The following is a 26,392-nucleotide window of genomic DNA, read 5'->3' as shown; positions in this document are numbered from 1 at the left end:
TTTATTTTGACCAATCAGGTCTACTTTTTGCGGTAAATATGGACATGTCGGGACACAATCCACGCCCTGATAAGGGCAGAGAGGTCTGGTGGTGATCTACAAATCTATTGCCGACAGGTTGCGGCTGCGGCTGAACTCGTCGGACTACAACATCGGCAGCCCGCTGCCCGGAGAAAAAGCGCTGGCGCAGGAGTTCGGCGTGGCGCGAATGACCATTCGAAAAGCGTTAGACCTGCTTGTGAGCTGGGGGCTGGTTGAGCGGCGGCACGGCAGCGGAACGTTTGTCTCACGCAAAGACGTACATCACGAAACCACCAACCTGACCGGGCTGGTGGAGGTGCTGCGTCAGCAGGGAAAAGAGGTGCAGAGCAAGGTGCTGCAGTTCGAAGTGATGCCCGCCCCGCCCGCCATCGCCAGCCAGCTTCGGATTCAGGTGGATGAGCGGATCTACTTTTCACGGCGGGTACGCTACGTGGACGGGAAGCCGCTGATGCTGGAGGACAGCTTTATGCCGGTGAAGCTATTCCGCAACCTGTCGCTGGCGCATCTTGAGGGGTCTAAGTTCGATTACATCGAGAAGGAGTGCGGGATCACCATCAGCGGCAACTACGAAAGCCTGACGCCGGTGCTGGCAGATAAAACGCTGGCCGGTTATATGAACCTGCCGGAACAGACGCCGCTGCTGCGCATTACCTCTCTTTCCTACAGCGACAGCGGCGAGTTCCTCAATTATTCCGTGATGTTCCGAAATACCAGTGATTACCAGGTGGACTACCATCTGCGGCGCATCCACCCGGACGATCTGCTAGCCCATCCCCCAGAACAGCACCGCCAGTAGCTGCGGGGTGATGATGCGCAGAAACATCACCAGCGGGTAGACGGTGGCATAGGAGAGCGCGGCCGCGCCGCTGGTGGCGTGCAGGTTGTTGGCAAAGGCCAGCGCGGGCGGATCGGTCATGGAGCCCGCCAGCATGCCGCAAAGCGTCAGGTAGTTCATTTTGGCGAACATCCGCGCCAGGATTGCCACCGTCAGCAGCGGGATCGCCGTGATGAAGATGCCGTAGCCGACCCAGCTCATCCCTTCGCCCTTGACCAGGGTATCGACAAAATCCCCGCCGGATTTCAGGCCAACCACCGCCAGGAACAGCACGATGCCCAGCTCGCGCAGCGCCAGGTTGGCGCTCGGCGGCATAAACCAGTAGAGCTTCCCGATACAGCCGATACGCCCGAGGATCAGCGCCATAATCAGCGGCCCGCCCGCCAGGCCGAGCTTGAGCGCCACCGGGAAGCCCGGCACGTACACAGGAATAGAACCGAGCAGCACGCCGAGCCCGATACCGATAAACACCGGCAGCATCTGCACCTGCTGCAGTTTCTGCTGGGCGTTACCCACCATATCCGCCACGGCGTCGATGGACGACGGGCGCCCAACCAGGTTGAGGATATCACCGAACTGCAGGCTGGCCTCCGGGCTGGCGACCAGTTCGACACCTGCACGGTTAAGTCGAGAGATCACCACGTCATAGCGCTCTTTTACCTGCAGATCGCGAATTTTTTTGCCCAGAACGTGCTCGTTAGTCACCACTACGCGCTCCACGCGCATATCGGTGCCGCGGGTTGAGAGCGAGGTATCCACTTCCTGACCAATCACCAGCCGCGCGTTATTTAAATCCCCCGGCTGGCCGACCAGGTGCAGCAGATCGCCTTGCCGAATGACGGTGCCAGGTGCAGGCACCATCAGCATATCGTCACGCTTAAGGCGGGAGCAGATGATATTGGCGCTGTTCAGGATCGGTACGTCCTGAATCGCCATATTGTTCAGGTTGGGGTTATCGACGCGAATGTTGATGGTTTTGATCGGCATATGGCCGTTGGTAAGCGTGGTTTCGTGATCTTTTGCCTCTGTTTCGACGTTAATGCGAAACAGGACGCGTACCAGCCACATAGAGAGCAAAATGCCGCAAATCCCAAACGGATAGGCCATGGCGTAGCTCATCCCCATTTGGTCGACAATGCCGGACTCAATGCCCAAATCGCGCAGGATTTGCTGCCCGGCACCGAGCGCCGGCGTGTTGGTGACCGCCCCGGAGAAAATGCCCAGCACCACGGGCAGCGGGATAGCAAAGATTTTGTGCAGGATCGCGGTGACCAGCCCACCCATTACCACAATGCCGAGGGCAAACAGGTTTAGCCGTAGCCCGGAGACGCGCAGGGAAGCGAAAAAGCCCGGCCCTACCTGAATCCCGATGGTGTAGACGAAGAGGATCAGGCCGAACTCCTGAGTAAAGTGGAGCATTTCGGCGCTGAGAACCAGCCCGAGCTTGTCGGCGAAGTGTCCAACAAAAATGCCGCCAAACAGCACCCCGCCTATCCCAAACCCGACGCCGCGGATTTTGATATTCCCTATCCACAGGCCAACAACAGCGACCAGGGCCAACACGCTTACGGTTAACGCGATATCACTCATGATCCACTTCCTTGGCATAACCTTAGTTATGCTAAGGATTCTCTCAGAGCCGGGGGCGGTTGTATGGGCGATGGCGCACAAAAAAGCCCTGCCGGGGCAGGGCTTTATCTTTTCACCCTCTCCTTGTGGGAGAGGGCCGGGGTGAGGGCATCAGCCCGCACACTATTAGCTATTCAACGCCGGGCGCTCGCTAATGGCGATACGCTGCGGCGCGATGGCTTCCGGTACGTTACGGATCAGGTCGATATTCAACAGCCCGTTAGTAAACGTCGCACCGGACACTTCCATATGGTCTGCCAGGGTAAAGCTCAGGCTAAACGGCTGATTAACCAGCCCCTGATGCAGCCACCGGGTCTCGGTCTCTTGTTTTTCCGGCGACCCCTTCACGGTCAGGCGAGTGCCTTCAAGCTGGATGTCCAGATCGTCCTGGCGGAAACCGGCCAGCGCAAGGGTAATGCGATAGTGGTTATCGTCGCTTTTTTCGATGTTGTACGGCGGAAACGTCTGTTGCTCGGTGGTACTTTGCAGGGCATTAGCCAGCTTGTCAAAACCAATCCACTGACGCAGCAGGGGGGATAAATCATAGTTACGCATACTAAATCTCCTTCTGAGAAGCGAGTTCGGCACAGTTTAATTTTGTGCGCAGTTGTTCCTGCAAATCCTGATGGATTCGCATATGCTCCCGTTACGGCAAGCAAGTCCGGGTGGGCCGCTTACGCGACCCGCGTAATTAGTTAATTTCGATACGACGCGGTTTTTTCTCTTCCGGAATCACACGTTCCAGTTCGATAAATAGCAGGCCGTTGACCAGGTTCGCGCCTTTAACGTGAATGTTTTCAGCTAACTGGAACTTGCGTTCAAAGTTGCGCTCGGCGATGCCCTGATAAAGGTAGGTACGTTCTTTCTGCTCGGCCGTATGGGAACCTTTCACCACCAGCAGGTTGTCCTGCGCGGTGATCTCCAGTTCGTGTTCTGCAAAACCGGCGACGGCAATGGCGATGCGGTAGTGGTTTTCGTCAACCAGCTCAACATTGTATGGAGGGTAGCCGTTGCTCTGGCTTTGGTTATTTTCTAAATGGTTAAACAGGCGATCAAAACCAATTGCAGAACGGTATAGCGGAGAAAGATCGAAGTTACGCATAAATAAAACTCCTGAAATCAGCGAGAAATTATAGCCTTCCACCATGGACAGGCCTTTGCGCCCCCGAACACCCATCAGGCGTGCTCGTTATCGGGCCACATTCTTAAAATGGGTCTGGAATCGGGCTTTTCAAGCGTATTGTTGTGAGATTTTTTTGCACTTTGCTGGTTGTCGCATAGACTCTGGGACAACAGCACAAAGGGTTAAATTGCGATGGCTGCCACAGTGCGGGGTTATCGGGCTATTCATTTCGGATAAGGCTCGCTATAACCCTGAGTTGCAGGTCTATGCAGTGCCATTAACGATGACTGAGTGATGATGAAAAATGTTCTGATAAAGCTGACGGCGTTCAGCGGGGTAGTTTTGCTTTGCGGGTGTTCGAGCGTGATGTCTCACACCGGCGGTAAAGAAGGAACATATCCGGGGACGCGCGCCAGCGCGGCGATGATCTCCGATGACGATACCAACTGGGGCACCAAATCCCTGGTTATCCTGGATATGCCTTTCACGGCAGTCGCCGATACGCTGCTGCTGCCGTGGGACATGTTCCGCACGGACAATTCCGTGCGCTCACGCGTTGAGAAAAGCGAGCAGGAAAATCTGGCGACCAATTCCGTCATCCCGCCCGCTGCAATGCCCCCGCGCTAGTCCTAAGCGGTTTCCGTTAGCCACAGCTGGCGGAAACCGCCCGTCTCTTCCATCCATGCAATAAAGCGCCCGTCCGGGGAAAACACGACGGCATCAGCAGACGGCGGGTTGCCGTGATCGGACGTCAAAAACGTTACCTTTCCGCTCTGCGCGTCGCAGCAGGCGATCCGGTTTTCAAGCACAAATCCCAGCATGTTCCCGGAAGGGTGCCAGTTAAACGCAGACTGAATCCCGCTCTCCGTATGGGTTAACTGGCGCGGCTCGCCGCCCTCAGGAGAGATCAGCCACAGCTGCACAATGCCGTTATCATCCCGCATCAGAAACGCGATCTGCGTCTCCTGCGGATTACTGCGAACCCAGTGACGCGGCACGTTCACCAGGCCTGGATACGCCCTCTTATGCGTAAAGGTCAAACGACGCTGCATCACCCCGGCAGGCGGCGCTGGCAGGGTGTCTGGCGTTCCCTGCAGCGGCGCATCGCCCGCTTGTTTCCAGCCCTGCTCGTCTTCTGGCAGGTTAACAATAAACAGTTCAGGCACTTTTTCGCCCTGCGCGGACAGGGTATCACCGATAAACGCCAGCCTGTTGTTGCCCACCCAGCCCTCTTCATAGGCGCGGTTGATTTCATCGCTGCCCGGCTGCGGGTCGGGCGTCGTGCGGCTGACCAGCACGCTCCAGAACGTGCCAGAATATTCACGCGGATGGTTCCCCTGCGGGTTCACCGGGCCGAAAGGCGCCGCCACGCCGACATTGCGTAAATCGAGCTTTGGATCGCGCTCATGTAAAACATGGTCGTTATAGGTGAAGCTGACGAACTGCCCGTTTGGGCTGAAGACGTGCACGTGGCTGCCACCGCGCAGCGCGCCTGCGGTGTAAGGGACAGTGATATCCAGCGCGTCCAGATTGCTGACCTGACCGTTATGCGCGATCACCCCCTGACGATGATGAAAATCGTAGCGCCAGCCTGCATCCGGATTTTTCGGGCCGTGGATAAAGACGTATTTATCCTCTGCCGGATGAACGGTCACCACGCCAACATGCGCGCCGTCAGTGGCGCGATAGACCACCTCCACCTCACCCGTAGCGACATTGACCCGCTCAATGGTTTCGCCGGTGAAGGACGCGCCTGACGGACGTACGTCGTAGACCAGCCACCGGCTGTCCGGCGTCCAGGTATTGATGTTGGTGAGCTGGTGGTTGCGGGAGGCGAAGGTGATTTGTTTCATGAGGATACCCTGATGCACGGTGAGTGCATCAGGGTAAAACATCCGCAGGGATTAGCCTACACGTTTCACATCGCCCACCAGCAGGATGTAGGAGAGTGCCCCGATCAGCGCTACGGCAGAGATGTAGACCAACGCCGGGCCGAAGCCGTAGTCCTGCGCCAGGTAGCCGATGACCAGCGGTACGGTGATCCCGCCCAGTCCGCCGACAAAGTTGAACACGCCGCCGGTCAGGCCAATCAGCCGCATCGGCGCAAGGGACGACACCAGCGACCAGGTGATAGAGGCGAAACCGTTACCAAAGAACGCCACCGCCATCAGGGCCATAATCCACACTGGATCGTTGGTGTAGTTGGCACCCATGATGCAGGTTGAGATCAGCAAGCCGCAGATAATCGGCGTTTTACGCGCCACGCCCAGCGAGTACCCTTTTTTCACCAGCTTATCGGCCAGCCAGCCGGAGAGCAGCACGCCGAAAAATGCGGCGAGGAACGGCACGGTGGTCATAAAGCCCGCCTTCAGCGCCGCGATCCCCTTTTCCTGGGTCAGGTAGTTCGGGAACCAGGTGAGGAAGAACCACAGCGTAGAAGTAACCGCGAACTGGCCCAGATAAACGCCAACCAGCTTACGGTGGAAGACCAGCTTCCAGTCCGCTTTGGTCAGCGGCTGGCGCGCCTCTTTTTTCACCGGCGCATCACCATCCACCAGACCGCCACCGTCGCGGATGTAATCCAGCTCGGCCCTGGTGATACTTTCGGTCAGACGCGGCGGCTGGTAGACCTTGAACCAGATAAGCGACCAGATAATGCCAATCCCGCCGGTGACGATGAACACCCAGTGCCAACTCAGCAGCTCCTGGATCCAGATCAGCAGCGGCGTCAGGAACGCCAGGCCGACAAACTGCCCGGAAGTGTAAAAACCAACGGCGGACGCACGCTCGTGTTCCGGGAACCAGCTGGTCACCATACGGTTGTTGGTCGGAAACGCGGGCGCTTCGAAAACCCCGGTGATGGCACGCAGGCCAATCAGCGACATCAGCCCGGTGGCGAAGCCCTGGAACAGGGTCGCCACGGACCAGCCTAATATGGCGATAAAGTAGGTCAGACGTGAACCCACGCGGTCAAGAAACCAGCCGCCGGGGATCTGGCATAAGGTATACAGCCAGGCAAACGCCGAGAAGACGTAGCCCATTTCCGCTTTGGTGATGCCAAACTCTTCCTGAATATGGGCCGATGCCACGGCAAGGTTGGCGCGGTCGACATAGCAAATGACCACGGTAATAAAGATCATAATCAGCGTCAGGTAGCGGCGACGCCCGGTTTTTGTAGCGGTAACTGGAATATCCATCGCAATCTGTCTCCAGATTTTGGGCATAGCGAAGCCGCTCACCATGCCCTGTAATTTACAGAGGGTGTATTTGGTTTTTTTAATTAAAAACGTAAACAGAATGCGCTAAATAATTCGTGCTGGGGGAAGGCGGCAAGTTTTCGCATCCCCGGGAGCATACAAAAGTATGTGACCGGGGTAAGAAAACGCAGCCAACGCATCACCAGCGCGAAGTATGACGCGCATTTACCATTCGGCTACGCTGCCGTCCTCATGACGCCACAGCGGGTTTCGCCAGTCCGGCGCATTCTTACTCAGCTCAATGACTTTAGCTTCGTCAATTTCCACGCCAAGGCCCGGCTTCGTTAGCGGTTTAAAGAAACCGCCTTCCATGCAGAAGTCTTCTTTATTTTTCACAAAATCGAGCAGTTCCGCGCCCTTGTTATAGTGAATCCCCATGCTCTGTTCCTGGAACACCGCATTGCGGGAGACGAAGTCGACGTGCAGGCAGGCCGCCAGCGCGATTGGGCCGAGCGGGCAGTGCGGTGCCAGCGCCACGTCGTAAGCTTCTGCCATCCCGGCAATTTTGTAGCATTCGGTGATGCCGCCCGCATGAGAGAGATCAGGCTGCAGGATCGCAATCCCGCCCGCTTCAAGCACGCGTTTAAACTCGAAGCGCGAGAACATACGTTCACCCGCCGCGATAGGAATGTGGGTCTGTTCAGCCAGCTTCGGATAGTACTCCGCCTGCTCGGCCAGCACCGGCTCTTCGATAAACAGCGGGCGATAAGGCTCCAGCTCTTTAATCAGCACTTTGGCCATCGGCGCGCTGACGCGGCCGTGGAAATCCAGGCCAAACTCAATCTCGTTGCCGAAGGCTTCACGAATTTGCGCCACGGTATTGACCGCCCGGTCTACCGCACGCGAATTGTCGATAACGCCCATCTCTTCGCAGCCGTTGAGCTTGAAGGTGTCAAAGCCGATGTTGCGCAGCTGCGTGATGCCGTCGATCACTTCCGCCGGACGGTCGCCACCGACCCAGCTGTAGGCTTTGATTTTGTCGCGCACCAGGCCGCCCATAAGCTGCCAGACCGGCGCGTTAAGCACTTTACCTTTGATATCCCACAGCGCCTGGTCGATACCGGCGATGGCGCTCATCAGGATCGGACCACCGCGGTAGAAGCCCGCGCGGTACATCACCTGCCAGAGGTCGTTAATGCGCGCCGGATCCTGACCAATCAGGTATTCGCCCAGCTCGTGTACTGCCGCTTCAACGGTGCGCGCGCGCCCTTCAATCACCGGTTCGCCCCAGCCTACAACCCCTTCATCGGTTTCGATTTTCAGGAACATCCAGCGCGGGGGTAAACGGTACGTGGTGAGTTTGGTTATTTTCATTTCACTGCCTCTCGATACGCTTTCACAAATGCTGCCGCCTGCTGTGCGGTACGTTCCACGGACTGTCCGGCACGATAAAGATCGCTGCCCAGCCCTGCGCCCACACAGCCAGCGCTCATCCACTGGCCCAGGTTTTCTGGCGTTACGCCGCCCACGGCAAAGACCGGCACGCTGGCGGGCAATACCGCTTTCAACGCCTTGATGTAGTCCGGTCCAAAAGCCGATGACGGGAAAATTTTGAGCGACTGCGCGCCCGCATCAAGGGCAGTAAAGGCTTCTGTGGCGGTGGCGCAGCCCGGGCAGACTGTCATGCCGTAACCCACCGCGCGGCGGATCACCTCAGGCTGAATATTGGGTGTGACGATAAGCCTGCAGCCCATCTTTGCCAGCCGATCGACCTGCTCAGGCTGTAACACGGTACCTGCGCCAATCAGCGCCTTATCGCCGAAGGCCTCCACCACGGCCGGAATGCTTTTTTCCCACTCGGGCGAGTTGAGCGGGATTTCTACCGCGTCGAACCCGGCGTCGATAACCGCGCCGACGTGGTCTAACACCTCATCGGGCGTGATGCCGCGCAAAATCGCGATAAGGGGAAGATCAGTTTGCCACTGCATGAGCGATGCTCCTTATTCCTGCCTGAAATGCCGTGTCGCCGGATACCGTCGAAACATCACGCCCAACGGCGCGAAATGCCTGTTCGTAGCGCGACGTTAGCGATGCGCCTGCGACAATCGTAATGGTCTGCTCGTGCGCGATGAACTCACGCATGCTGGCGACCTCAGCGCCAATCAGCAGGCCGGAGAGAAACTCGCTGACCTGCTCGCGCGGGAGAAGTCCCAGCACGTGCGAGGCGCGAACCTCAAAAAGCTGCGGCAAAACATCAGGGGAGGCGATCCCACGTTCAAGCCCGGCGGTAAACGCCTCTGACGAGGATTCCTGCTCAGGTAAACCGGCCCCGACCAGCGAATGGTTGAGCAGCAAATGGTGCAGCTCGCCGGTCATTACGGTGCGAAAATCGTGGATTTGCTCAGCGTCGGCCTGGACCCACTTGCAGTGCGTCCCGGGCATAACGTAGACAGAAGAAGGAGAAAGCGTGCGCGCGCCAAGCAGCTGCGTCTCTTCGCCGCGCATCACGTTGCGGTTATCGTCGCGAGAGACGCTCAAACCGGGAATAATCCAGATATTGTCGCCAACGGACGTTAACTGCTCACCAATAGCGGAGAAACGGGCGGGAACCGGCAGATAAGGTGCAATTTTCCAGCCTACGTTACTGCCGACCATACCCGCCATGACCACCGGCGTGGCGCCATCGCGCCAGTTTTGTGTGATCTCTGCTAACACCGCCTCGGGGGATTTACCGTTCAGGCGCGTCACGCCTGCTTCTGATTGCCTGCTCTCCAGGCACTGCTCGCCCTGGTATAGCCAGGCGCGCAGATTGGTCGATCCCCAGTCAATTGCGATGTAGCGAGATGTCATGTGATTTCCTTCAGCCTTCGTGTCGAGCTGGCAATCATGGTAAGCGCCGCCTGCTCTGCCGCATCGCCGTCCTGATGCCGTATCGCATCGAACAGCGCTTTATGTTCCTGGAGCGTTTTTGGCATGTTGGCCTCATCACCCATCCAGGTACGTTCAAATACCGCTCGCTGTAGCGAGCTGATCGCCACGCTAAGCTGCTGTAATACCGGGTTATGCACCGACTGCAGCACCGCTTCGTGATAGCGAATGTCCGCCTCGTTGAACGCCTCCCGGTTCTGGTTATTGGCGATCATGTCGTTTAAAGCCGATTCAATCTGGGCCAAATCACCGGAGGTCGCGCGTTCCGCCGCCCAGCGCGCAATTGCCGGCTCTACCAGGTTTCGAACTTCACTCATCGCGCCGATAAGCCGCGGGTCGTAGTCGTTTTCCAGCACCCACTGCAGCACGTCGGTATCGAGGTAGTTCCACTGGTTGCGCGGGGCAACAAACGCGCCGCGATAGCGCTTCATTTCAATCAGCCGCTTCGCCATCAGCGAGCGGAACACTTCCCGGATGATGTTGCGCGAGGTTTCAAACTCCTCGCACAGTTCAGCCTCTGCGGGGAGCGGCGAACCGGGAACGTATTTACCGCCCACAATCTGGGTGCCCAGCGTGATAACAATGCGATCGGTTTTATTGAGAGTCATGGAGAGTCCTTGTGCTCTGTATGTCCATCACTACTTTACCGCGACCGCTGAATTTCACCTCACTTTTGCAGTACAAACGTGAGAGAGTTCGTCTTTGCCGTGGTGACAATGTAGTACAATCAATTAATGTTGTACTACAATCCAGATCACAAAAAGAACAATTGGATAAATTCAGCGCAAAAAAAAGCCCCGGTTGATAACCGAGGCTGATGATTGAAAATAAGCGTTACTGCAGCACAAACTTCTCGATGGCGTAGGCAACGCCGTCTTCCAGGTTGGATTTGGTGACGAAATTAGCCACTTCTTTCACCGACGGAATAGCGTTATCCATCGCCACGCCCACACCCGCGAATTCAATCATCGCGATGTCGTTCTCCTGGTCGCCGAGCGCCATGATCTCTTCAGGTTTGATGCCCAACGTATCAGCGAGCGATTTCACACCGGTACCCTTATTGACGCGTTTATCGAGGATTTCGAGGAAATACGGCGCACTTTTCAGCACGGTGTACTTCTCTTTTACCTCGGCCGGAATGCGCGCGATGGCTTTATCCAGGATCTCCGGCTCGTCGATCATCATCACCTTCAGGAACTGCGTCGCCGGGTCCATTTTCTCGGCTTCACAGAACACCAGCGGAATGGTCGCAACGTAGGATTCATGTACCGTGTAGTAGCTGATATCGCGGTTGGCGGTGTAGAGCGTATTGCGATCGAGCGCGTGGAAGTGGGAGCCCACTTCACGGGACAGTTTTTCCAGGAACAGGTAGTCGTCATAGTTCAGCGCGGTTTGCGCCACCGTACTGCCATCTGCGGCTTTCTGCACCAGCGCGCCGTTATAAGTGATGCAGTAATCACCCGGCTGATTCATGTGCAGCTCTTTCAGGTAGCTGTGAACGCCCGCATACGGACGCCCCGTGGTCAGAACCACATTCACACCCTTTGCGCGTGCGGCCGCGATCGCATTTTTAACGGCTGGAGAGATAGTGTGGTCTGGCAGCAGCAGCGTGCCGTCCATATCGATTGCAATAAGTTTGATAGCCATGAGTTCCCCGGGATAAATGAGTGCTGCCTCATGCTAACGCGATCCGGCTCAAAAAACAGCAGATTAAAAGAGGATTGTAGCAATGCGATCTGCACCTCTTTTTTGGCGGAAGATAAACAAGATAAGATAGAAAATAACCTTATATTTTCGGGAGATGCGCATTTATGGATTTTGGCACTCTAGATACCATGCGCACAAACCACCCTGCATGGAAATTACTACGTGCAGATTCCGCCGCGCTTATTGCCAGCTTTCTCTGGCACGCTTTTGCATTACCAAACGCCCGTAGCATTACGCAGGAAGCATTGACAGAAAAACTCGAAGACACGCTTTATGTCTTACGCCAGCAATACGGAGATGAGTTTTATCCTCGTGCTGCACGGGATTATCTGAACGACTGGGCAGCGCCAGAGCGCGGCTGGTTACGTAAATTTTATCCCCCGGGGGATGACCGCCCTTGGTTCGATCTGACACCCGCAACAGAAAAGGCATTAAGCTGGCTGGATAAGCTGGGTGATTCCTCTTTTATCGGTACGGAATCCAGACTGGTCACATTGTTTGAGTTGCTCAAACAAGTGATCTCCAGCAGTGAACATAATCCTGAACTGCGTATTCAGGTACTTGAGCAACAGCGTAACGAAATAGATGCAGAGATAATGGCTATCCGCAACGGCAAACTGTCGCTGCTTGACAGCACCGCGCAAAAAGAGCGTTTCCAGCAAATTGTACAATTATCGCGTGAATTACTCTCAGACTTCCGACAAGTTGAGCATAATTTCCGTCAACTCGATCGCAATGTTCGCGAGCGAATTGCCTTATGGAACGGGGCTAAAGGTGGTCTGTTAACACAAGTGCTGGATGAGCGCGATGCCATCACGGAATCTGATCAAGGGCGGAGTTTTCGCGCATTTTGGGACTTTCTGATGTCACAATCGAGACAGGAAGAGTTCTCTCGATTGCTGGAAAAGTTACTTTCCCTTGACGCTATTGCCGAAACACAGCCCGATTCTCGCATCAAGCGTATTCACTATGACTGGCTTGAAGCCGGGGAACATACGCAACGCACCGTTGCGCAGCTCTCACAACAATTACGACGTTTCCTTGACGATCAGGCTTGGCTTGAAAATAAGCGGATTATGGAAATTTTGCATAATATTGAACATCATGCCATCGCCTTAAAAACTGCGCCGCCGGAAGGCGATATAATGGATATCAGTCATGCTCAGCCACAGATAATGTTGCCCTGCGAACGCCCGCTTTACACCCCTCCCGTTAAAGCCAAAATAATTCAGCAGGTACTTGAGCAGGGTGATGAATCAATAGATATTAATATTCTTTTCTCGCAAGTCACCGTCGATAAAGCTCGCTTATTACGCAATATTCGCAAAGAACTACAAACCCGGTCCCAAATCACGTTGAATGAATTGGTATCCCTGTATCCCTTGCAGCAAGGCCTTGCTGAACTGGTCACCTACATCCAACTCGCCAGCGAGTCCGCTACCGCAACGTTTGATGAAAGCAGCAATGAAAGCATCAATTGGTTTACCGCAACGGGTGAAGAAAAAATGGCGCGCATTAACACCGTCATTTTTACCCGAGCACAGGAGATAATTAATGGAACAGAATGATGCCCCATTTTCACCGGATAGCGCGCTTTCAACGCTCATCATCTCATTGCTAAAAGGAGTTATTTACCGGGAAAACGATCCTCATCTGTGGGGAGCGTTACTGCGTTTACAAATTCAGATTCGAGATTACTGTCGGGTAATGAATCTGGAACTTCATCTGGACGAAGCTGAAGGTTACGCTTTTTTGCGTTCAGATTCTGATAATGCCGATGATGAGACCGCTGCTCGCCTTATTTCCCGACGACCGCTTTCGTTTCCCGTGAGCCTCTTACTGGCTCTGTTACGCAAAAAGATGGCGGAATTCGACGCCAGCGGTAGCGAAACACGTTTGATTCTTACTCAAGAACAGATAGTTGATTTACTGCGTGTCTTCATGGCTGAAAGCACCAACGAAGCTCGTCTGGTCGATCAGATTGGCCGTCATATCAATAGAATCGTTGAAATGGGTTTCTTACGCCCTCTACGTAACCAAAATCAAACCTGGGAAGTTCGACGTATTTTGAAAGCGTTTGTCGATGCTCAGTGGTTATCTGATTTTGATACGCGCTTGCAGGCCTATAGACAACATCTCAAGGAAGAAAATAATGACTAATGCACTGGAACTCGATTTTAGCAGCGACGAATCATCTGCCGGTTTTCGCCTCGTACGCCTGGATATTTTTAACTGGGGTACATTTAACAACCAGGTCTGGACCTTTAACTTAGAGGGAAAAAATGCCCTTCTCACAGGCGATATTGGTTCCGGAAAATCAACCCTTGTTGATGCGATAACCACATTATTGGTGCCATCTCATCGTATTGCCTACAACAAAGCCGCTGGAGCGGAGAATAAGGAACGCTCGCTCCGATCGTATGTGCTGGGGTACTACAAATCAGAGCGACTGGAAAACAGTATGGGGGGAAAACCCGTCGCACTCCGTGATCATCGAAATTATTCCGTTATTCTTGGTGTTTTTCGTAATGAAGGTTTTGGTCAAACCATTACTCTGGCACAGGTATTTTCGTTAAAAGAACCCGCAGGAAAACCGGTCGCTTTTTACGTGGCTACAGATAATGAACTCTCTATCGCACAAGATTTTTCCGGTTTCGGTTCCGATATTAATAATCTGCGGAAAAAACTCAGAAAAAACGGCGCCGAGATATTTGATTCATTCCCACCTTACGGCACCTGGTTCCGTCGCCGCTTCGGCATAAACAACGAACAGGCACTGGAGCTGTTTCATCAGACCGTCTCGATGAAATCAGTCGGTAATCTCACTGATTTCGTCCGTAGCCATATGCTGGAACCGTTTGATGTGGCCCAGCGAATTAAGCATCTGATTGAACATTTTGACGATCTTAATCGCGCCCATGAGTCGATACTGAAAGCACGTCGCCAGGTTGACCAATTAAGGCCGCTTGTTGATGAGTGTGACAGGCATGCCCTGCTGATTCAGGAAACAGAAACCATGCGCGTCTGCCGTGATGCCCTCGCAGGCTGGTTTGCCAGTTTGAAGCAAATACTGCTCGAAAAACGGCTGCTTAACCTCAACGAGGAACTACAGCGATATCAAAATACGCTTACGGTTACGGCTGAACAATTACACGAAAAACGAAGCCAGGAAAGGCAGTTACGCGCCGATATTGCCGCTAATGGCGGCGATCGATTGGAACAATTGCGACTGAACATCAGCCATCACGAGCAGGAGAAAAATCGTCGTCTGAAGGCGGCGGAAAATTATAACGCGCTATTAGGCAAAGTTAATCTCTCAGCGGTTAAAGATCATGATGAATGGCTGGCGACACGCCAGCTTTTGCAAATTCATGCTGACGAGCTTACCGACCGCGAAGCCGAGTTGCAGCAGCAAAAACACGAGTTACATTTCAACTTTACCTGTAAACGTGAAACACACCAGCAACTAAGCGCTGAAATAAAAAATCTTCGTTCACGGCGTAGCAATATTGATGCCCGGCAAATTACGCTGCGCGCAGCTATCTGTGAGGCGCTCGGTCTCCACGAAGAACAGCTTCCCTTTGTTGGCGAGTTGATCGCCATACGTGAAGAGGAAAAAGCCTGGGAAGGGGCTGCAGAACGGCTTTTGCATGGCTTTGGTCTCTCCATTCTGGTTTCTGACGAGCACTACCCCCAAGTATCACATTGGGTTGAAAATAACCATCTCAATGGCCGTTTAAGTTATTTCAGGGTAAATGCTGGTATGCATCATGCTGCTTTATCCCCGCTTCCTGGCGCGATTAGCGAAAAACTGCAAATAAAGCCCGATACTCTCTGGTATGACTGGCTGGAAAGACGGCTACAACAATTTAACCATATCTGTTGCGACACGCTGGAGCAGTTTCGTCGTGAAACTAAGGCGATTACCCGTAGCGGCCAGATAAAATCCCCAAACGACCGCCACGAAAAAGATGACCGTCATAATATTAATGACCGCAGTCGCTATATTCTGGGATGGAGCAACCTGGAGAAAATCGCCGTACTGGAAAAACAGGCAGGGGAGCTGGAGCAAGAGCTAGCAGAACTCGGAAAAGAGATAATCTCAGTTGATATAAAACTCAAAAACCTGCAACAACAACGCGATATTTACAATCGCCTCGGTGAACATAACGATTATCAGGCCATGAACTGGCAGCCGCTGGCGCAGGAAATTGCCAGGCTGGAAATTGAAAAACGCGAACTTGAAGCAACCTCCGATCGCCTGACGGTGTTAAACCAACGACTGAATGAGATCCTGACGGAAATCCAGACGCTGGAGACAACCCATGCGGATAAAATCGATTTACGCGGGCGCACGCAGGAAAAGATCGATCGCGCAGAGGAGAGCTTACAGGAAGCGCAAGTTGTGCAAATCACAGCAAATGAGCAGAACTTGCCTCGCTATTATCCTCAATTAGAGCAATGGCGTGAAGAGGCTCTCCCAGGCAGGCAAATCAGCGTCGAGTCTTGTGATAATTGCCAGCAGGAGATGCGCAGTTGGTTGCAGGTTAAAATCGATAGCGAAGATAAAAAAATTGGCCGATCCCGTGACAAAATTATCAACAGCATGACGGGGTATAATCATCTGTATCCGCTTGAGACGCAGGAGATAGACGCAAGTATTGAATCCGCCCATGAATATCGTCAGATGCTAAACGCATTGCAGGCTGACGACCTCCCCCGCTTCGAGGCTCGCTTTAAGCAGTTGCTAAATGAAAACACCATTAATGATATCGCCAGTTTTCAGAGCCATCTCAACCGTGAAAGAGAGACCATCAAAGAGCGTATCGAGAAAATTAATGATTCTCTGGTCCCCATTGATTACAACTCTGGACGCTATATTTCACTGGTGGCTCAACTCAGCGCTGATGCAGATATTCGTGATTTTCAGAATGAACTACGCGTCTGCACAGAGGGTGCATTGACAGGCTCAGAAGATGAGCAGTATTCAGAAGACAAATTTTTGCAGGTCAAACGTATTATTGAACGCTTCCGGGGCCGGGAAGGATTAAGCGATCAGGACAAACGCTGGACCACTAAGGTGACAGATGTGCGTAACTGGTTCATTTTCTCAGCTTCCGAACGCTGGCGAGAAGATGATACAGAACATGACCATTATTCGGATTCCGGCGGTAAATCCGGCGGTCAGAAAGAGAAACTGGCCTATACCATTCTTGCCGCCAGCCTGGTTTATCAGTTTGGCCTTGAGTGGGGTGAAAAACGCTCGCGTTCGTTCCGCTTCGTCGTGATTGATGAGGCGTTTGGCCGGGGTTCAGATGAATCCGCGGAGTATGGTCTGGAGCTCTTTAAGCGCTTAAATCTGCAATTACTGATAGTCACGCCATTGCAAAAAATCCATATTATCGAACCGTATGTCGCCAATGTAGGGTTTGTGCACAACGAGGCCGGGAAGATTTCTCGTCTGCGCAACATCAGTATTGACGTCTATCAGAAGGAAAAAGCAGAGAAAAAACATGAGCTGGACAACGCCTGAGGCGCTGAAAAAACAGTTACAGAAACTGTGGGAAAAAGGGGTGCTTTTGCGTGAGCTGGTGGAGGATAGCGGCTATTTCCCGCGGCAGTTGATCTGTAAAAAACCGACCTCAGACGACCTCTCTTCACGGTTTAATGAAGTTCGCCAGTGGATCAGCTTGTTGACTCCGATTGCAGAAAAAGGCTATCACCTTGAGTGGCGGGAAGTCAGGCATCGCGTAATTGGCGTGAATCGACTGCCGGCAAAAATTTGGGTGAATTCGGCCTTTGATGCTGTAAAAATTCTTGGCTTGCGTAAAACGTCCGAGCGCTATCTGCATCTGTTCCAGCACATTGTTGTCGCTCAGCCCGCCCTGCGCAGTTGGTTAATAAAATATCCCTTACGCGTGCTGGAGCAAGACTGGACGAAGCTGCTGGCGATTATCGGCTGGTTACAGTTAAATCCTCGCCCGAACATCTACTTACGCCAACTCGATCTCCCTGACATCAACAGTAAGTTTATTGAGCAACACAGGGGCATCTTAACGGAATTACTGGATCTGACCCTACCGCCAGAAACCATTGATCCGATGGCGCGCGGTGTTCTGCAGTTTAATCGCCGCTTTGGTTTTCGCGAAAAACCCCAACGCGTCAGATATCGCTTTGCCAGTCAGGACCGGGAAATTGATAGCCATGAATTCGCCTCGCTGTCTTTACCCGTAACCAGCGTGTTTGTGATTGAAAATGAAATCAATTTTTTGACCTTTTCTGGGCCAGCAGGAAGTATGGCGGTTTTCGGACGAGGATACGGCTTTGACATGTTGTCATCAGCCCGCTGGCTTTGTCGTCACAAGCTCTATTACTGGGGAGATATTGACACCCATGGCTTTGCGATACTGAGCCAGTTCCGTCAGCTTTACCCCCATACCCAAAGTTTTTTGATGGATGAAAACACCCTGCTAATGCACCGGGCTTCATGGGTAGAAGAAGACAAGCCATGCTTACGGTTACTGCTTCACCTTACAGAACAGGAGCAGCAGCTTTATCAGGCGCTAGTGCATAATCACTTCGGTAAGAATATACGTCTGGAACAGGAATATATTTCGATAGCTGTGATACAGCAGGCTCTGGAGAAATTATGCCCATCATCCTAACTGTCTCCCTGTGTACAGTCCGGGGACAGGGTAGTCAGTGCCATCCATATCGACAGAGATGAGTTTGATGGCCATGAGATCCCCGGGATAAATGAGTGCTGCTTAATGCTTACGCGATTAAGCCCTTTTACGCTTATTCCGGGGAACGACGACTTACTCGCGGGTGAGAACGATTTTACCGAATGCGCCGCGATCCAGATGTTCAAGGGCCTGTTCAAGCTCGTTAAAACGGTAGTGATGCTCAATCACCGGCTTCAGTCCCGTGACGTCAACAGCGCGGACAAAATCTTCCAGCGCCCGACGGTGCCCCACGCCAATCCCCTGAATGACGGGGGATTTAAGCAGCAGCTCGCCAGCAGGCAGCGAAATGTCAGTCCCGGCCAGCACGCCAATGACGGAGATACGCCCGTGAACGGCAACGGCGCGCAGGGAATGCTTCAGGTTCTCCCCACCTACGGTTTCGATAATATGGTCGATGCCGCGATCCTGCGTGAGCGCCAGCGTATTTTCAGCCCAGTCGCCCTTCAGACGGTTGATGCCCTGATTAGCCCCCAGTTTTTTGGCCTGCGCCAGTTTTTCATCGCTTCCGGAGGTGACAAACACCTCTGCGCCGTGCGCTTTTGCAATTTGCAGGGCGAAAATCGCCACGCCGCCCGTCCCCTGCACCAGCACCGATTGCCCGGCGCGCAGCTGGCCGCGTTCCACCAGCGCAAACCAGGCGGTAAGCCCTGCGCAGGGCAGCGTGCTAGCCTCGGCGTCATCCAGAGTCTCAGGAGAGGCCACCAGCGCGTCTTCCTTCACAATCACATACTCGGCGAGCATTCCCTGGAAGTATCCGCCGGACGTTTTATAGGGCAGATTGCGCGCGTCCGCCTGCGGCTTACCGTCGATCCACTCCGGGAAGAAGGTTGAGATGACGCGCGCGCCGGGTTTGAAGCGCGTAACGCCTTCACCAATGCTGTCCACTACGCCGGCCATGTCAGACGCCGGGGTAAACGGGAAGGAAAGCGGGATCGGCATTGTGCCTTCAATGACCATTTTATCGCGGTAGTTGAGCGCAACGGCATTTACCCGAACGCGCACTTCACCCGGGCCTGGCTGGGGAACCGGTTCATGAACGAGTTTAAGATTCTCGCGCCCGAGGGCGTTCATTGACCAGCGCTGCATTGTCTCTGTCATTTTTTTCTCCTGCCATCAGATAAGCTTCAGTAATGACAGTCTACCGTTGACTCATATTCTCCAGTGGCGATAAGTTTTCCCTTTATTGACGCCAGAATAGAGACAATCTATGTCCGATACGCTGAAGGATATTCCTGTTTTTGTGGCCGCCGTTGAGGCGGGAAGTTTTGCGCAGGCCGCCATTCGTCTGCATTTGTCACGCTCGGCGGTAGGAAAAGGCATCGCTCGCCTCGAACAGCGGTTGGGAGTTCGTCTTTTTCACCGCACCACCCGCAGCCAGAGGCTGACCGATAACGGCGCCCTTTTTTATGAACGCTGCCTGCGCGCGCTGGAGGAAATCCGTGGCGCGGAATCGCTACTTGAAACCGGGAAACAGCAGGTCAGTGGCCGCCTGCGCGTTGCCATGCCGGTACTGTTTGGCCGTCAGTGCGTCGCCCCGCTGCTGATCGCGCTGGCGCAGGAACACCCCGGGCTTGAACTGGAAATGTCATTCAGCGACCGCGTGGTGGATCTGGTCGAGGAAGGGTTTGATATGGCGGTACGTAACGGCACGCTTCAGGACAGCAGCGTGCTGGTGGCCAGAAAGCTGGGAGAACACCGCATGGTGCTGTGCGCCGCGCCGGATTACCTGCAGAAGAAAGGCCAGCCACAACGCGTTGATGATTTACCCCAGCATACGGCGATTAACTATTTGAGCGCAGGCAGAGTGTTGTCCTGGCAGCTGATGGATGACGAAGGAACGTCTCGCACCTTTACTCCCCGTTCGTCGCTAAACATGGATGATTTGCAGGCTATTTGCGACGCTGCGCTGGCCGGGCACGGCATTGCCTGGTTGCCCTGCTGGATGGTCATCAAAGAAATTCATCAGGGAAAACTCGTCCCGCTCCTGAAGCAGGCGCCGGATGTTCACTTCAACGTTCATGCCGTCTGGCAGCTGACGCCTCATCTGCCGCTGAGGGTTAGAATTGCTGTAGATACGCTGGCGAGCCGTTTACCGGCTGTGATGTCGCTGGACCTTCCTGCGCCCATAAAAAAGCCGCGCTGAAGCGCGGCTTTTATCGCAGTGTAACGGCATTAGATATCGATATTCGCCGCTTTCAGCGCGTTCTCTTCGATGAAGGCACGACGCGGTTCAACCGCGTCACCCATCAGAGTGGTGAACAGCTGGTCCGCAGCAATCGCGTCTTTCACGGTGACGCGCAGCATGCGACGGCTTTCCGGATCCATGGTGGTTTCCCACAGCTGATCCGGGTTCATTTCGCCCAGACCTTTATAACGCTGGATAGACAGACCGCGACGGGACTCTTTCACCAGCCATTCCAGCGCCTGCTCGAAGCTGGCTACCGGCTGACGACGCTCGCCACGTTCGATGAACGCATCGTCTTCGATCAGGCCGCGCAGCTTCTCGCCGAGGGTGCAGATACGACGGTATTCCGGACCGGTCACAAATTCGTGCTCCAGCGGATAGTCGGTGTCGACGCCGTGGGTACGGACGCGAACGATAGGCTCAAACTGCTGTGCCGCATTCTGCTGAACGTCGAACTTCCACTGGCTACCGTGCTGTTCTTTCTCGTTCAGCTCGCTCACCAGAGCGTTCACCCAGCGCGTCACGGTCTGCTCGTTGCTCAGATCGGCTTCGGTCAGGGTCGGCTGATAGACCAGCTCCTTCAGCAGCGCTTTTGGATAACGGCGCTCCATACGGCCAATCATTTTCTGCGTGGCGTTGAACTCGGAGACCAGACGCTCCAGCGGCTCGCCTGCCAGTGCCGGAGCGCTGGAGTTCGCGTGCAGGGTTGCACCGTCAAGGGCGATCGCGATTTGGTACTGATCCATCGCATCGTCATCTTTGATGTACTGTTCCTGCTTGCCTTTTTTCACCTTGTACAGCGGCGGCTGTGCAATGTAGACGTGGCCACGCTCAACGATTTCAGGCATCTGACGATAGAAGAAGGTCAACAGCAGCGTACGGATGTGCGAGCCGTCGACGTCCGCATCGGTCATGATGATGATGCTGTGATAGCGAAGCTTGTCCGGGTTGTACTCATCGCGGCCAATGCCGCAGCCCAGCGCGGTGATGAGCGTCGCCACTTCCTGGGAAGAGAGCATCTTGTCGAAGCGCGCTTTCTCAACGTTGAGGATTTTACCCTTCAGCGGCAGAATCGCCTGGTTTTTACGGTTACGGCCCTGCTTCGCAGAACCGCCCGCGGAGTCCCCTTCCACAAGGTACAGTTCGGACAGCGCCGGGTCGCGTTCCTGACAGTCAGCCAGCTTGCCCGGCAGGCCCGCTAAGTCCAGCGCGCCTTTACGACGGGTCATCTCACGGGCTTTACGCGCCGCTTCACGGGCACGCGCCGCATCGATAATTTTGCCCACAACGATTTTCGCGTCGTTCGGGTTTTCCAGCAGGTACTCGCTCAGCAGTTCGTTCATCTGCTGCTCAACCGCTGATTTCACCTCGGAAGAGACCAGCTTGTCTTTGGTCTGTGAGGAGAACTTCGGATCCGGCACCTTCACGGAAACAACGGCAATCAGGCCTTCACGGGCGTCGTCACCGGTGGCGCTGACTTTCGCTTTTTTGCTGTAGCCTTCTTTGTCCATGTAGGCGTTCAGGGTACGGGTCATCGCCGCGCGGAAGCCCGCAAGGTGAGTACCGCCGTCACGCTGTGGAATGTTGTTGGTGAAGCAGTAGATGTTTTCCTGGAAACCATCGTTCCACTGCAGCGCCACTTCCACGCCGATACCGTCTTTTTCGGTGGAGAAGTAGAAGATATTCGGGTGAATTGGCGTTTTGTTCTTGTTCAGATACTCAACGAACGCCTTGATACCGCCTTCGTAGTGGAAGTGGTCTTCTTTGTTGTCACGCTTGTCGCGCAGGCGAATCGATACGCCGGAGTTCAGGAACGACAGTTCACGCAGGCGTTTCGCCAGAATGTCGTACTCGAATTCGGTGACGTTAGTGAAGGTTTCGAGGCTCGGCCAGAAACGCACCATGGTACCGGTTTTGTCGGTATCGCCGGTAACGGCCAGCGGGGCTTCAGGCACGCCGTGCTGGTAAATCTGACGGTGAATTTTGCCTTCGCGCTGGATGACCAGCTCCAGCTTCTGCGACAGGGCGTTAACTACGGAAACGCCTACACCGTGCAGACCGCCGGAAACTTTATAGGAGTTATCGTCGAACTTACCGCCTGCGTGCAGAACGGTCATGATCACTTCCGCAGCGGATACGCCCTCTTCCGGGTGAATACCGGTTGGGATGCCACGGCCATCATCGGTGACGGAGACGGAGTTGTCCGCATGGATGGTGACCACGATGTCTTTACAGTGACCCGCGAGCGCTTCGTCGATAGCGTTATCTACCACCTCGAATACCATGTGGTGCAGACCGGTGCCGTCATCCGTGTCGCCGATATACATACCCGGGCGCTTACGCACCGCATCCAGCCCTTTCAGGACTTTGATACTGGAGGAGTCATAAGAATTCGACATCAACGTTTCTCGCTCATTTCAACTTGGGTTAATCCGTTATTTTACCCTTTTCCACGGTAAACATCTTCGAATTTTCGTCCGACATGTCCATAACGTGTTCAGCGCTTATGGCGCTGACGAAAACCTGCGACTGCGTGGCTTTTAAGCGGCTGGCAAGCAGCCCGCGCCGCGCGTCGTCAAGTTCCGAGGCAAAATCATCTATCAGGTACAGGCAGCGCCGCCCGCTCTCGCGGGTGAGGAACTCCCCTTGCGCCAGGCGCAGCGCGCACATCAGGAGCTTGAGCTGCCCGCGCGACAGCGTATCTTCCACCGGCGCACCGTCGGCACGAATGCGAAAATCCGCCTTGTGCGGGCCGTGCGCGGTGTAGGTCAACATGCGGTCGCGCTCGAAGCTTCTCTCTAACACCTCGGCATAATCCGTCTCTTTCTCCCAGCCGCGCTGGAAGGAGAAGGTGAGAGAGAACTCGGGTAAAAACTGTTTGCAGGTGTCGGCCATGTCTTCGGCGATACCCGCGCTGTATTCGGCACGCCAGTTGCTGATTTGTTCCGCGAGAGGGATTAACTCCATGTCCCATGGACGCAGCTGGGCGTAACGGGTAACCTGGCGCAACGCGGCGTTACGCTGCTTGAGCAGACGCTTCAGGTTGCTCCAGGCGTTAAAGAAACCGGCTTCGTTGTGAAAGCATCCCCAGTCGAGGAACGCTCTTCTGTATTTGGGGCCGCCGTTGAGTAAAGTAAACCCCTCCGGCGTAATCAGCTGCATCGGCATCAGCAGCGCCAGCTCCGCCACTTTGTGGCCGTCGGTGCCGTCGATGCGCACCTTGCTGTCGCCCTGCTTGTCTTTGGTCAGGCCGATGGCGGTTTCCCGCTCTGCGCCCTGCAAACGTCCGTGCAGAACAAAGGATTCCTGCTCGTGGCGAATGACGCGACCAATCTGCAAACTGCGAAACGCCCGACCGTGGCCGAGCGTATAGATGGCTTCCAGCACGCTGGTTTTGCCGCTGCCGTTCGCGCCAACCAGGAAGTTAAAGCCGGGGGATAAAGCGAGATCCGCGCTTTCGATATTGCGAAAGTCGCGGATCAACAGACGGGTGAGCGACATTACAGTCTCATTGGCATGACAACATAAGCAGCCGACTGTGATGCGGCATCTTCAATCTGTACGCTCGAAACGGAGTCGGTCAGCAGGATGCGCACGTTCTCGCATTTCAGTGCATTGAGCACATCCAGCACGTAGCTGACGTTAAAGCCGATTTCCATCTCAGCCCCGGCGTAGGTGACGTCCAGAATCTCTTCTGCCTCTTCCTGCTCCGGGTTATTAGCGGTGATTTTGATCTGGTTTTCACTCACGTAAAGGCGCACGCCGCGGAATTTCTCGTTAGAGAGGATCGCGGCACGGGCAAACGCCTGCTTGAGGCTATCGCAGCCCGCTTCCAGCGTTTTGTCCGGGTTTTTCGGCAACACGCGGCGATAATCCGGGAAACGGCCGTCAACCAGCTTCGATGTGAAAACAAAATCGCCCACGTGCGCGCGGATGTTGTTGCTGCCGATCTGCACGCGCAGCGGCGTGTCGCCACCGTCGAGCATACGCATCAGCTCAATCACCCCTTTACGCGGCACGATCACCGAATGGTTTGGCAGTGAGTCGCCAATCGGCATAGAACAGACCGCCAGACGGTGGCCGTCGGTAGCCACGGTACGCAGCTCTTCACCTTCGGTTTCGAACAGCATGCCGTTTAAGTAGTAACGAACGTCCTGATGCGCCATGGAGAACTGCGTGGCTTCAATCAGACGCTTCATCGTCGCCTGCGGCAGGGTGAATTCCACTTCACTCTGCCAGTCGTCCAGGTTCGGGAAGTCTGCAGCTGGCAGCGTGGAGAGTGAGAAACGGCTGCGGCCAGAGCGCACCAGCATGCGGTCGCCTTCCAGCTGCACGGCGATTTCAGCGCCTTCCGGCAGCCCGCGGCAGATATCAAAGAATTTACGTGCCGGAACCGTGGTCGCGCCCGCGTCGTGCGGCTGCGTCAGCGTAACGCGCGCGATCATTTCCATTTCCAGATCTGTACCGGTCAGCGACAGCGTACCGTCCGCGACCTGAAGCAGCAGGTTTCCGAGAATAGGCAGCGTTGGGCGGCCGCCTAATGGGCCACTCACCTGTTGCAGCGGTTTTAATAAATGTTCACGTTCAACGGTAAATTTCATAGCGTCACGATGATAATGTTCTGATTAGATTGGAAAAATCTTCTTTTATGTCGTGGCTTTCTTCGCGTAACTGCTCAATCTTGCGACAAGCGTGCAGCACGGTCGTATGGTCACGGCCACCAAACGCATCGCCGATTTCCGGCAGACTGTGGTTGGTTAACTCCTTTGCCAGCGCCATCGCCATCTGACGCGGACGCGCCACCGAGCGGGAACGACGTTTAGACAGTAAATCTGCCACTTTAATCTTGTAGTACTCGGCCACCGTCTTTTGAATATTGTCGATAGTGACCAGTTTTTCCTGCAATGCCAGCAAATCACGCAGCGCTTCACGCACAAAATCGATGGTGATCGCACGACCGGTAAAGTTGGCATTGGCGATAACGCGGTTCAGCGCCCCTTCCAGCTCACGCACGTTGGAGCGCAGACGCTTGGCAATGAAGAACGCCACTTCACCCGGCAGGCGAATGTCGTTCTCATCGGCTTTCTTCATCAGGATCGCAACGCGGGTTTCCAGCTCCGGTGGCTCGATCGCCACGGTCAGGCCCCAGCCGAAGCGGGATTTCAGACGATCTTCAACGCCGTTGATCTCTTTTGGATAACGATCCGAGGTCAAAATGATCTGCTGATTACCTTCCAGCAGGGCGTTGAAGGTGTGGAAAAATTCTTCCTGCGATCGTTCTTTATTGGCAAAGAACTGGATGTCATCGATCAGCAGCGCGTCAACGGAACGGTAGTAACGTTTAAACTCTTCGATCGCATTGTTTTGCAGGGCTTTTACCATGTCCTGAACGAAGCGCTCGGAGTGCATATACACCACTTTCGCGTTAGGCTTGCGGGCCATAATGCCGTTACCTACCGCATGTAGCAGGTGGGTTTTACCGAGACCCGTGCCGCCATAGAGGAACAGCGGGTTGTAGGCACCGCCAGGGTTATCCGCAACCTGACGGGCCGCCGCGCGCGCCAGCTGGTTCGACTTACCTTCAACGAAGTTATCGAACGTGTGTTTCACGTTAACGTTAGAGCGATAGGTTGGCTCTGCGGGGGCAGGGACGTTATCCCAGCCCTGACGAGCGGGTGCGACGCGAGGTGCCGGAGCCGGAACAGCCTGAGCAGGCGCGGCTACATTTACGGTTTCACGAACGGTTTGGGTGACCGGCTTTGTGCCCACTTCAAAACGCAGTTGTGGGACATCTGACCCGCAGAAATCGTTCAGCAGACCATTGATGTTATTAAGGTATTTGTCCCTTACCCAATCGAGCACAAAACGGTTTGGCGCATACAAAGCCAGCGTGTTATCGCTCAGCTCCGCCTGCAACGGGCGGATCCACATACTGAATTCTGTGGCTGGTAACTCATCCTGCAATCGGGCAAGACACTGCTGCCAAAGCGAAAGTGACAC

Annotated in this window: 22 protein-coding genes and 1 other annotated feature; of the genes, 7 read left to right on the top strand and 15 right to left on the bottom strand. The window is 54.6% G+C overall.

The features are described 5' to 3' along the window. The first annotated feature begins 91 nt into the window (after nucleotides 1-91). On the top strand, nucleotides 92-838 hold the full coding sequence (locus tag AC4ICF_RS00110) for a GntR family transcriptional regulator (protein WP_024907387.1): 747 nt from the start codon (nucleotides 92-94) through the stop codon (nucleotides 836-838). Here the strand turns inward: AC4ICF_RS00110 and AC4ICF_RS00105 are convergent. The 3 genes from AC4ICF_RS00105 to ibpA all read right to left on the bottom strand — a co-directional run bounded on the left by AC4ICF_RS00105 (nucleotide 806) and on the right by ibpA (nucleotide 3,608). Continuing rightward, nucleotides 806-2,467, bottom strand: coding sequence for a putative transporter (locus AC4ICF_RS00105; protein ID WP_316380837.1), 1,662 nt, complete (start codon nucleotides 2,465-2,467; stop codon nucleotides 806-808). The genes AC4ICF_RS00110 and AC4ICF_RS00105 overlap by 33 nt on opposite strands. A 165-nt stretch (nucleotides 2,468-2,632) precedes the next feature. Next, entirely contained in the window at nucleotides 2,633-3,061 is a 429-nt protein-coding gene (gene ibpB, locus AC4ICF_RS00100; RefSeq protein WP_116343644.1) for a small heat shock chaperone IbpB, read from the bottom strand. Between the two features lie 136 nt (nucleotides 3,062-3,197). Further along, entirely contained in the window at nucleotides 3,198-3,608 is a 411-nt protein-coding gene (gene ibpA, locus AC4ICF_RS00095; RefSeq protein ID WP_116343680.1) for a small heat shock chaperone IbpA, read from the bottom strand. Then, nucleotides 3,602-3,673 (bottom strand) — a sequence feature (ROSE (Repression Of Heat Shock gene Expression) occurs in the 5'-region of heat shock genes and acts as an RNA thermometer to modulate expression.). It overlaps the preceding gene by 7 nt. Before the next feature lie 250 nt (nucleotides 3,674-3,923). Between ibpA and AC4ICF_RS00090 the strand changes: the two genes are divergently transcribed. Next, nucleotides 3,924-4,256 (top strand): YceK/YidQ family lipoprotein, encoded by a 333-nt coding sequence (locus tag AC4ICF_RS00090; protein WP_116343645.1) that lies wholly within the window; start codon nucleotides 3,924-3,926, stop codon nucleotides 4,254-4,256. A gap of 2 nt (nucleotides 4,257-4,258) precedes the next feature. On the opposite strand, the gene AC4ICF_RS00085 is transcribed toward AC4ICF_RS00090, so the two are convergent. The 7 genes from AC4ICF_RS00085 to yidA form a co-directional block, all read right to left on the bottom strand. Further along, nucleotides 4,259-5,482: a YidR family protein gene (locus tag AC4ICF_RS00085; RefSeq protein WP_316380834.1), complete on the bottom strand. Its 1,224-nt coding sequence runs from the start codon at nucleotides 5,480-5,482 to the stop codon at nucleotides 4,259-4,261. A gap of 51 nt (nucleotides 5,483-5,533) precedes the next feature. Beyond that, on the bottom strand, nucleotides 5,534-6,871 hold the full coding sequence (locus tag AC4ICF_RS00080; RefSeq protein WP_316380833.1) for an MFS transporter: 1,338 nt from the start codon (nucleotides 6,869-6,871) through the stop codon (nucleotides 5,534-5,536). Between the two features lie 180 nt (nucleotides 6,872-7,051). Beyond that, nucleotides 7,052-8,200, bottom strand: a complete 1,149-nt coding sequence (gene dgoD, locus AC4ICF_RS00075) for a galactonate dehydratase (protein WP_028014940.1) — start codon at nucleotides 8,198-8,200, stop codon at nucleotides 7,052-7,054. Continuing rightward, nucleotides 8,197-8,814, bottom strand: coding sequence for a 2-dehydro-3-deoxy-6-phosphogalactonate aldolase (locus tag AC4ICF_RS00070; RefSeq protein WP_116343649.1), 618 nt, complete (start codon nucleotides 8,812-8,814; stop codon nucleotides 8,197-8,199). The genes dgoD and AC4ICF_RS00070 overlap by 4 nt, the downstream gene beginning before the upstream one ends. Continuing rightward, complete coding sequence (locus AC4ICF_RS00065) at nucleotides 8,798-9,676, bottom strand: 2-dehydro-3-deoxygalactonokinase (RefSeq protein ID WP_316380830.1); 879 nt, start codon at nucleotides 9,674-9,676, stop codon at nucleotides 8,798-8,800. The genes AC4ICF_RS00070 and AC4ICF_RS00065 overlap by 17 nt, the downstream gene beginning before the upstream one ends. After that, nucleotides 9,673-10,362, bottom strand: coding sequence for a D-galactonate utilization transcriptional regulator DgoR (gene dgoR, locus AC4ICF_RS00060; RefSeq protein ID WP_003861109.1), 690 nt, complete (start codon nucleotides 10,360-10,362; stop codon nucleotides 9,673-9,675). The genes AC4ICF_RS00065 and dgoR overlap by 4 nt, the downstream gene beginning before the upstream one ends. Nucleotides 10,363-10,588: 226 nt before the next feature. Further along, the gene (gene yidA / locus AC4ICF_RS00055) at nucleotides 10,589-11,401 is read right to left on the bottom strand and encodes a sugar-phosphatase (protein ID WP_192984751.1); all 813 of its coding nucleotides are present in this window, start codon (nucleotides 11,399-11,401) and stop codon (nucleotides 10,589-10,591) included. A 164-nt stretch (nucleotides 11,402-11,565) separates the two neighbouring features. Between yidA and AC4ICF_RS00050 the strand changes: the two genes are divergently transcribed. Genes AC4ICF_RS00050 through AC4ICF_RS00035 form a run of 4 tightly spaced genes read left to right on the top strand, consistent with a single transcriptional unit; the run spans nucleotide 11,566 to nucleotide 18,126 of the window. Continuing rightward, nucleotides 11,566-13,029 (top strand): DUF3375 domain-containing protein, encoded by a 1,464-nt coding sequence (locus AC4ICF_RS00050; protein WP_491466138.1) that lies wholly within the window; start codon nucleotides 11,566-11,568, stop codon nucleotides 13,027-13,029. Further along, nucleotides 13,016-13,621, top strand: coding sequence for a DUF4194 domain-containing protein (locus AC4ICF_RS00045; protein ID WP_316380827.1), 606 nt, complete (start codon nucleotides 13,016-13,018; stop codon nucleotides 13,619-13,621). Before AC4ICF_RS00050 ends, AC4ICF_RS00045 begins: the two co-directional genes overlap by 14 nt. Next, nucleotides 13,614-16,994 (top strand): ATP-binding protein, encoded by a 3,381-nt coding sequence (locus tag AC4ICF_RS00040; RefSeq protein WP_316380826.1) that lies wholly within the window; start codon nucleotides 13,614-13,616, stop codon nucleotides 16,992-16,994. Before AC4ICF_RS00045 ends, AC4ICF_RS00040 begins: the two co-directional genes overlap by 8 nt. Continuing rightward, nucleotides 16,975-18,126 carry a Wadjet anti-phage system protein JetD domain-containing protein gene (locus AC4ICF_RS00035; RefSeq protein ID WP_316380825.1) on the top strand — a complete coding sequence of 384 codons (1,152 nt, stop codon included), beginning with the start codon at nucleotides 16,975-16,977 and terminating at the stop codon, nucleotides 18,124-18,126. The genes AC4ICF_RS00040 and AC4ICF_RS00035 overlap by 20 nt, the downstream gene beginning before the upstream one ends. Before the next feature lie 153 nt (nucleotides 18,127-18,279). Here the strand turns inward: AC4ICF_RS00035 and AC4ICF_RS00030 are convergent, their stop codons facing one another. Continuing rightward, complete coding sequence (locus AC4ICF_RS00030) at nucleotides 18,280-19,305, bottom strand: zinc-dependent alcohol dehydrogenase family protein (RefSeq protein WP_316380823.1); 1,026 nt, start codon at nucleotides 19,303-19,305, stop codon at nucleotides 18,280-18,282. A gap of 109 nt (nucleotides 19,306-19,414) precedes the next feature. On the opposite strand from AC4ICF_RS00030, the gene AC4ICF_RS00025 reads away from it, so the two are divergent. Continuing rightward, complete coding sequence (locus AC4ICF_RS00025; RefSeq protein WP_316380821.1) at nucleotides 19,415-20,350, top strand: LysR family transcriptional regulator; 936 nt, start codon at nucleotides 19,415-19,417, stop codon at nucleotides 20,348-20,350. 29 nt (nucleotides 20,351-20,379) lie between these two features. Here AC4ICF_RS00025 and gyrB read toward each other — a convergent pair whose 3' ends face one another. Genes gyrB through dnaA form a run of 4 tightly spaced genes read right to left on the bottom strand, consistent with a single transcriptional unit; the run spans nucleotide 20,380 to nucleotide 26,392 of the window. Further along, nucleotides 20,380-22,791 carry a DNA topoisomerase (ATP-hydrolyzing) subunit B gene (gyrB, locus tag AC4ICF_RS00020; protein ID WP_116343654.1) on the bottom strand — a complete coding sequence of 804 codons (2,412 nt, stop codon included), beginning with the start codon at nucleotides 22,789-22,791 and terminating at the stop codon, nucleotides 20,380-20,382. 28 nt (nucleotides 22,792-22,819) lie between these two features. Next, entirely contained in the window at nucleotides 22,820-23,893 is a 1,074-nt protein-coding gene (gene recF, locus AC4ICF_RS00015; RefSeq protein ID WP_163329967.1) for a DNA replication/repair protein RecF, read from the bottom strand. Next, the gene (dnaN, locus tag AC4ICF_RS00010; RefSeq protein WP_008500170.1) at nucleotides 23,893-24,993 is read right to left on the bottom strand and encodes a DNA polymerase III subunit beta; all 1,101 of its coding nucleotides are present in this window, start codon (nucleotides 24,991-24,993) and stop codon (nucleotides 23,893-23,895) included. Before dnaN ends, recF begins: the two co-directional genes overlap by 1 nt. A 4-nt stretch (nucleotides 24,994-24,997) precedes the next feature. Beyond that, on the bottom strand, nucleotides 24,998-26,392 hold the full coding sequence (gene dnaA / locus AC4ICF_RS00005; protein ID WP_032644944.1) for a chromosomal replication initiator protein DnaA: 1,395 nt from the start codon (nucleotides 26,390-26,392) through the stop codon (nucleotides 24,998-25,000).

It is taken from the genome of Enterobacter sp. ECC_219_Taxon_10 (assembly GCF_058354905.1).
The sequence above is the reverse complement of the archived record's forward strand: the minus strand, read 5'-3'. Positions and strand labels throughout refer to the sequence as shown.

Excerpts from the sequence above, each read along its gene's own strand:
- AC4ICF_RS00105 (WP_316380837.1), bottom strand. The coding sequence starts at position 2,467 with ATGAGTGATATCGCGTTAACCGTAAGCGTGTTGGCCCTGGTCGCTGTT.
- ibpB (WP_116343644.1), bottom strand. The coding sequence starts at position 3,061 with ATGCGTAACTATGATTTATCCCCCCTGCTGCGTCAGTGGATTGGTTTT.
- ibpA (WP_116343680.1), bottom strand. The coding sequence starts at position 3,608 with ATGCGTAACTTCGATCTTTCTCCGCTATACCGTTCTGCAATTGGTTTT.
- AC4ICF_RS00090 (WP_116343645.1), top strand. The coding sequence starts at position 3,924 with ATGATGAAAAATGTTCTGATAAAGCTGACGGCGTTCAGCGGGGTAGTT.
- AC4ICF_RS00085 (WP_316380834.1), bottom strand. The coding sequence starts at position 5,482 with ATGAAACAAATCACCTTCGCCTCCCGCAACCACCAGCTCACCAACATC.
- AC4ICF_RS00080 (WP_316380833.1), bottom strand. The coding sequence starts at position 6,871 with ATGGTGAGCGGCTTCGCTATGCCCAAAATCTGGAGACAGATTGCGATG.
- dgoD (WP_028014940.1), bottom strand. The coding sequence starts at position 8,200 with ATGAAAATAACCAAACTCACCACGTACCGTTTACCCCCGCGCTGGATG.
- AC4ICF_RS00070 (WP_116343649.1), bottom strand. The coding sequence starts at position 8,814 with ATGCAGTGGCAAACTGATCTTCCCCTTATCGCGATTTTGCGCGGCATC.
- AC4ICF_RS00065 (WP_316380830.1), bottom strand. The coding sequence starts at position 9,676 with ATGACATCTCGCTACATCGCAATTGACTGGGGATCGACCAATCTGCGC.
- dgoR (WP_003861109.1), bottom strand. The coding sequence starts at position 10,362 with ATGACTCTCAATAAAACCGATCGCATTGTTATCACGCTGGGCACCCAG.
- yidA (WP_192984751.1), bottom strand. The coding sequence starts at position 11,401 with ATGGCTATCAAACTTATTGCAATCGATATGGACGGCACGCTGCTGCTG.
- AC4ICF_RS00050 (WP_491466138.1), top strand. The coding sequence starts at position 11,566 with ATGGATTTTGGCACTCTAGATACCATGCGCACAAACCACCCTGCATGG.
- AC4ICF_RS00045 (WP_316380827.1), top strand. The coding sequence starts at position 13,016 with ATGGAACAGAATGATGCCCCATTTTCACCGGATAGCGCGCTTTCAACG.
- AC4ICF_RS00040 (WP_316380826.1), top strand. The coding sequence starts at position 13,614 with ATGACTAATGCACTGGAACTCGATTTTAGCAGCGACGAATCATCTGCC.
- AC4ICF_RS00035 (WP_316380825.1), top strand. The coding sequence starts at position 16,975 with ATGAGCTGGACAACGCCTGAGGCGCTGAAAAAACAGTTACAGAAACTG.
- AC4ICF_RS00030 (WP_316380823.1), bottom strand. The coding sequence starts at position 19,305 with ATGACAGAGACAATGCAGCGCTGGTCAATGAACGCCCTCGGGCGCGAG.
- AC4ICF_RS00025 (WP_316380821.1), top strand. The coding sequence starts at position 19,415 with ATGTCCGATACGCTGAAGGATATTCCTGTTTTTGTGGCCGCCGTTGAG.
- gyrB (WP_116343654.1), bottom strand. The coding sequence starts at position 22,791 with ATGTCGAATTCTTATGACTCCTCCAGTATCAAAGTCCTGAAAGGGCTG.
- recF (WP_163329967.1), bottom strand. The coding sequence starts at position 23,893 with ATGTCGCTCACCCGTCTGTTGATCCGCGACTTTCGCAATATCGAAAGC.
- dnaN (WP_008500170.1), bottom strand. The coding sequence starts at position 24,993 with ATGAAATTTACCGTTGAACGTGAACATTTATTAAAACCGCTGCAACAG.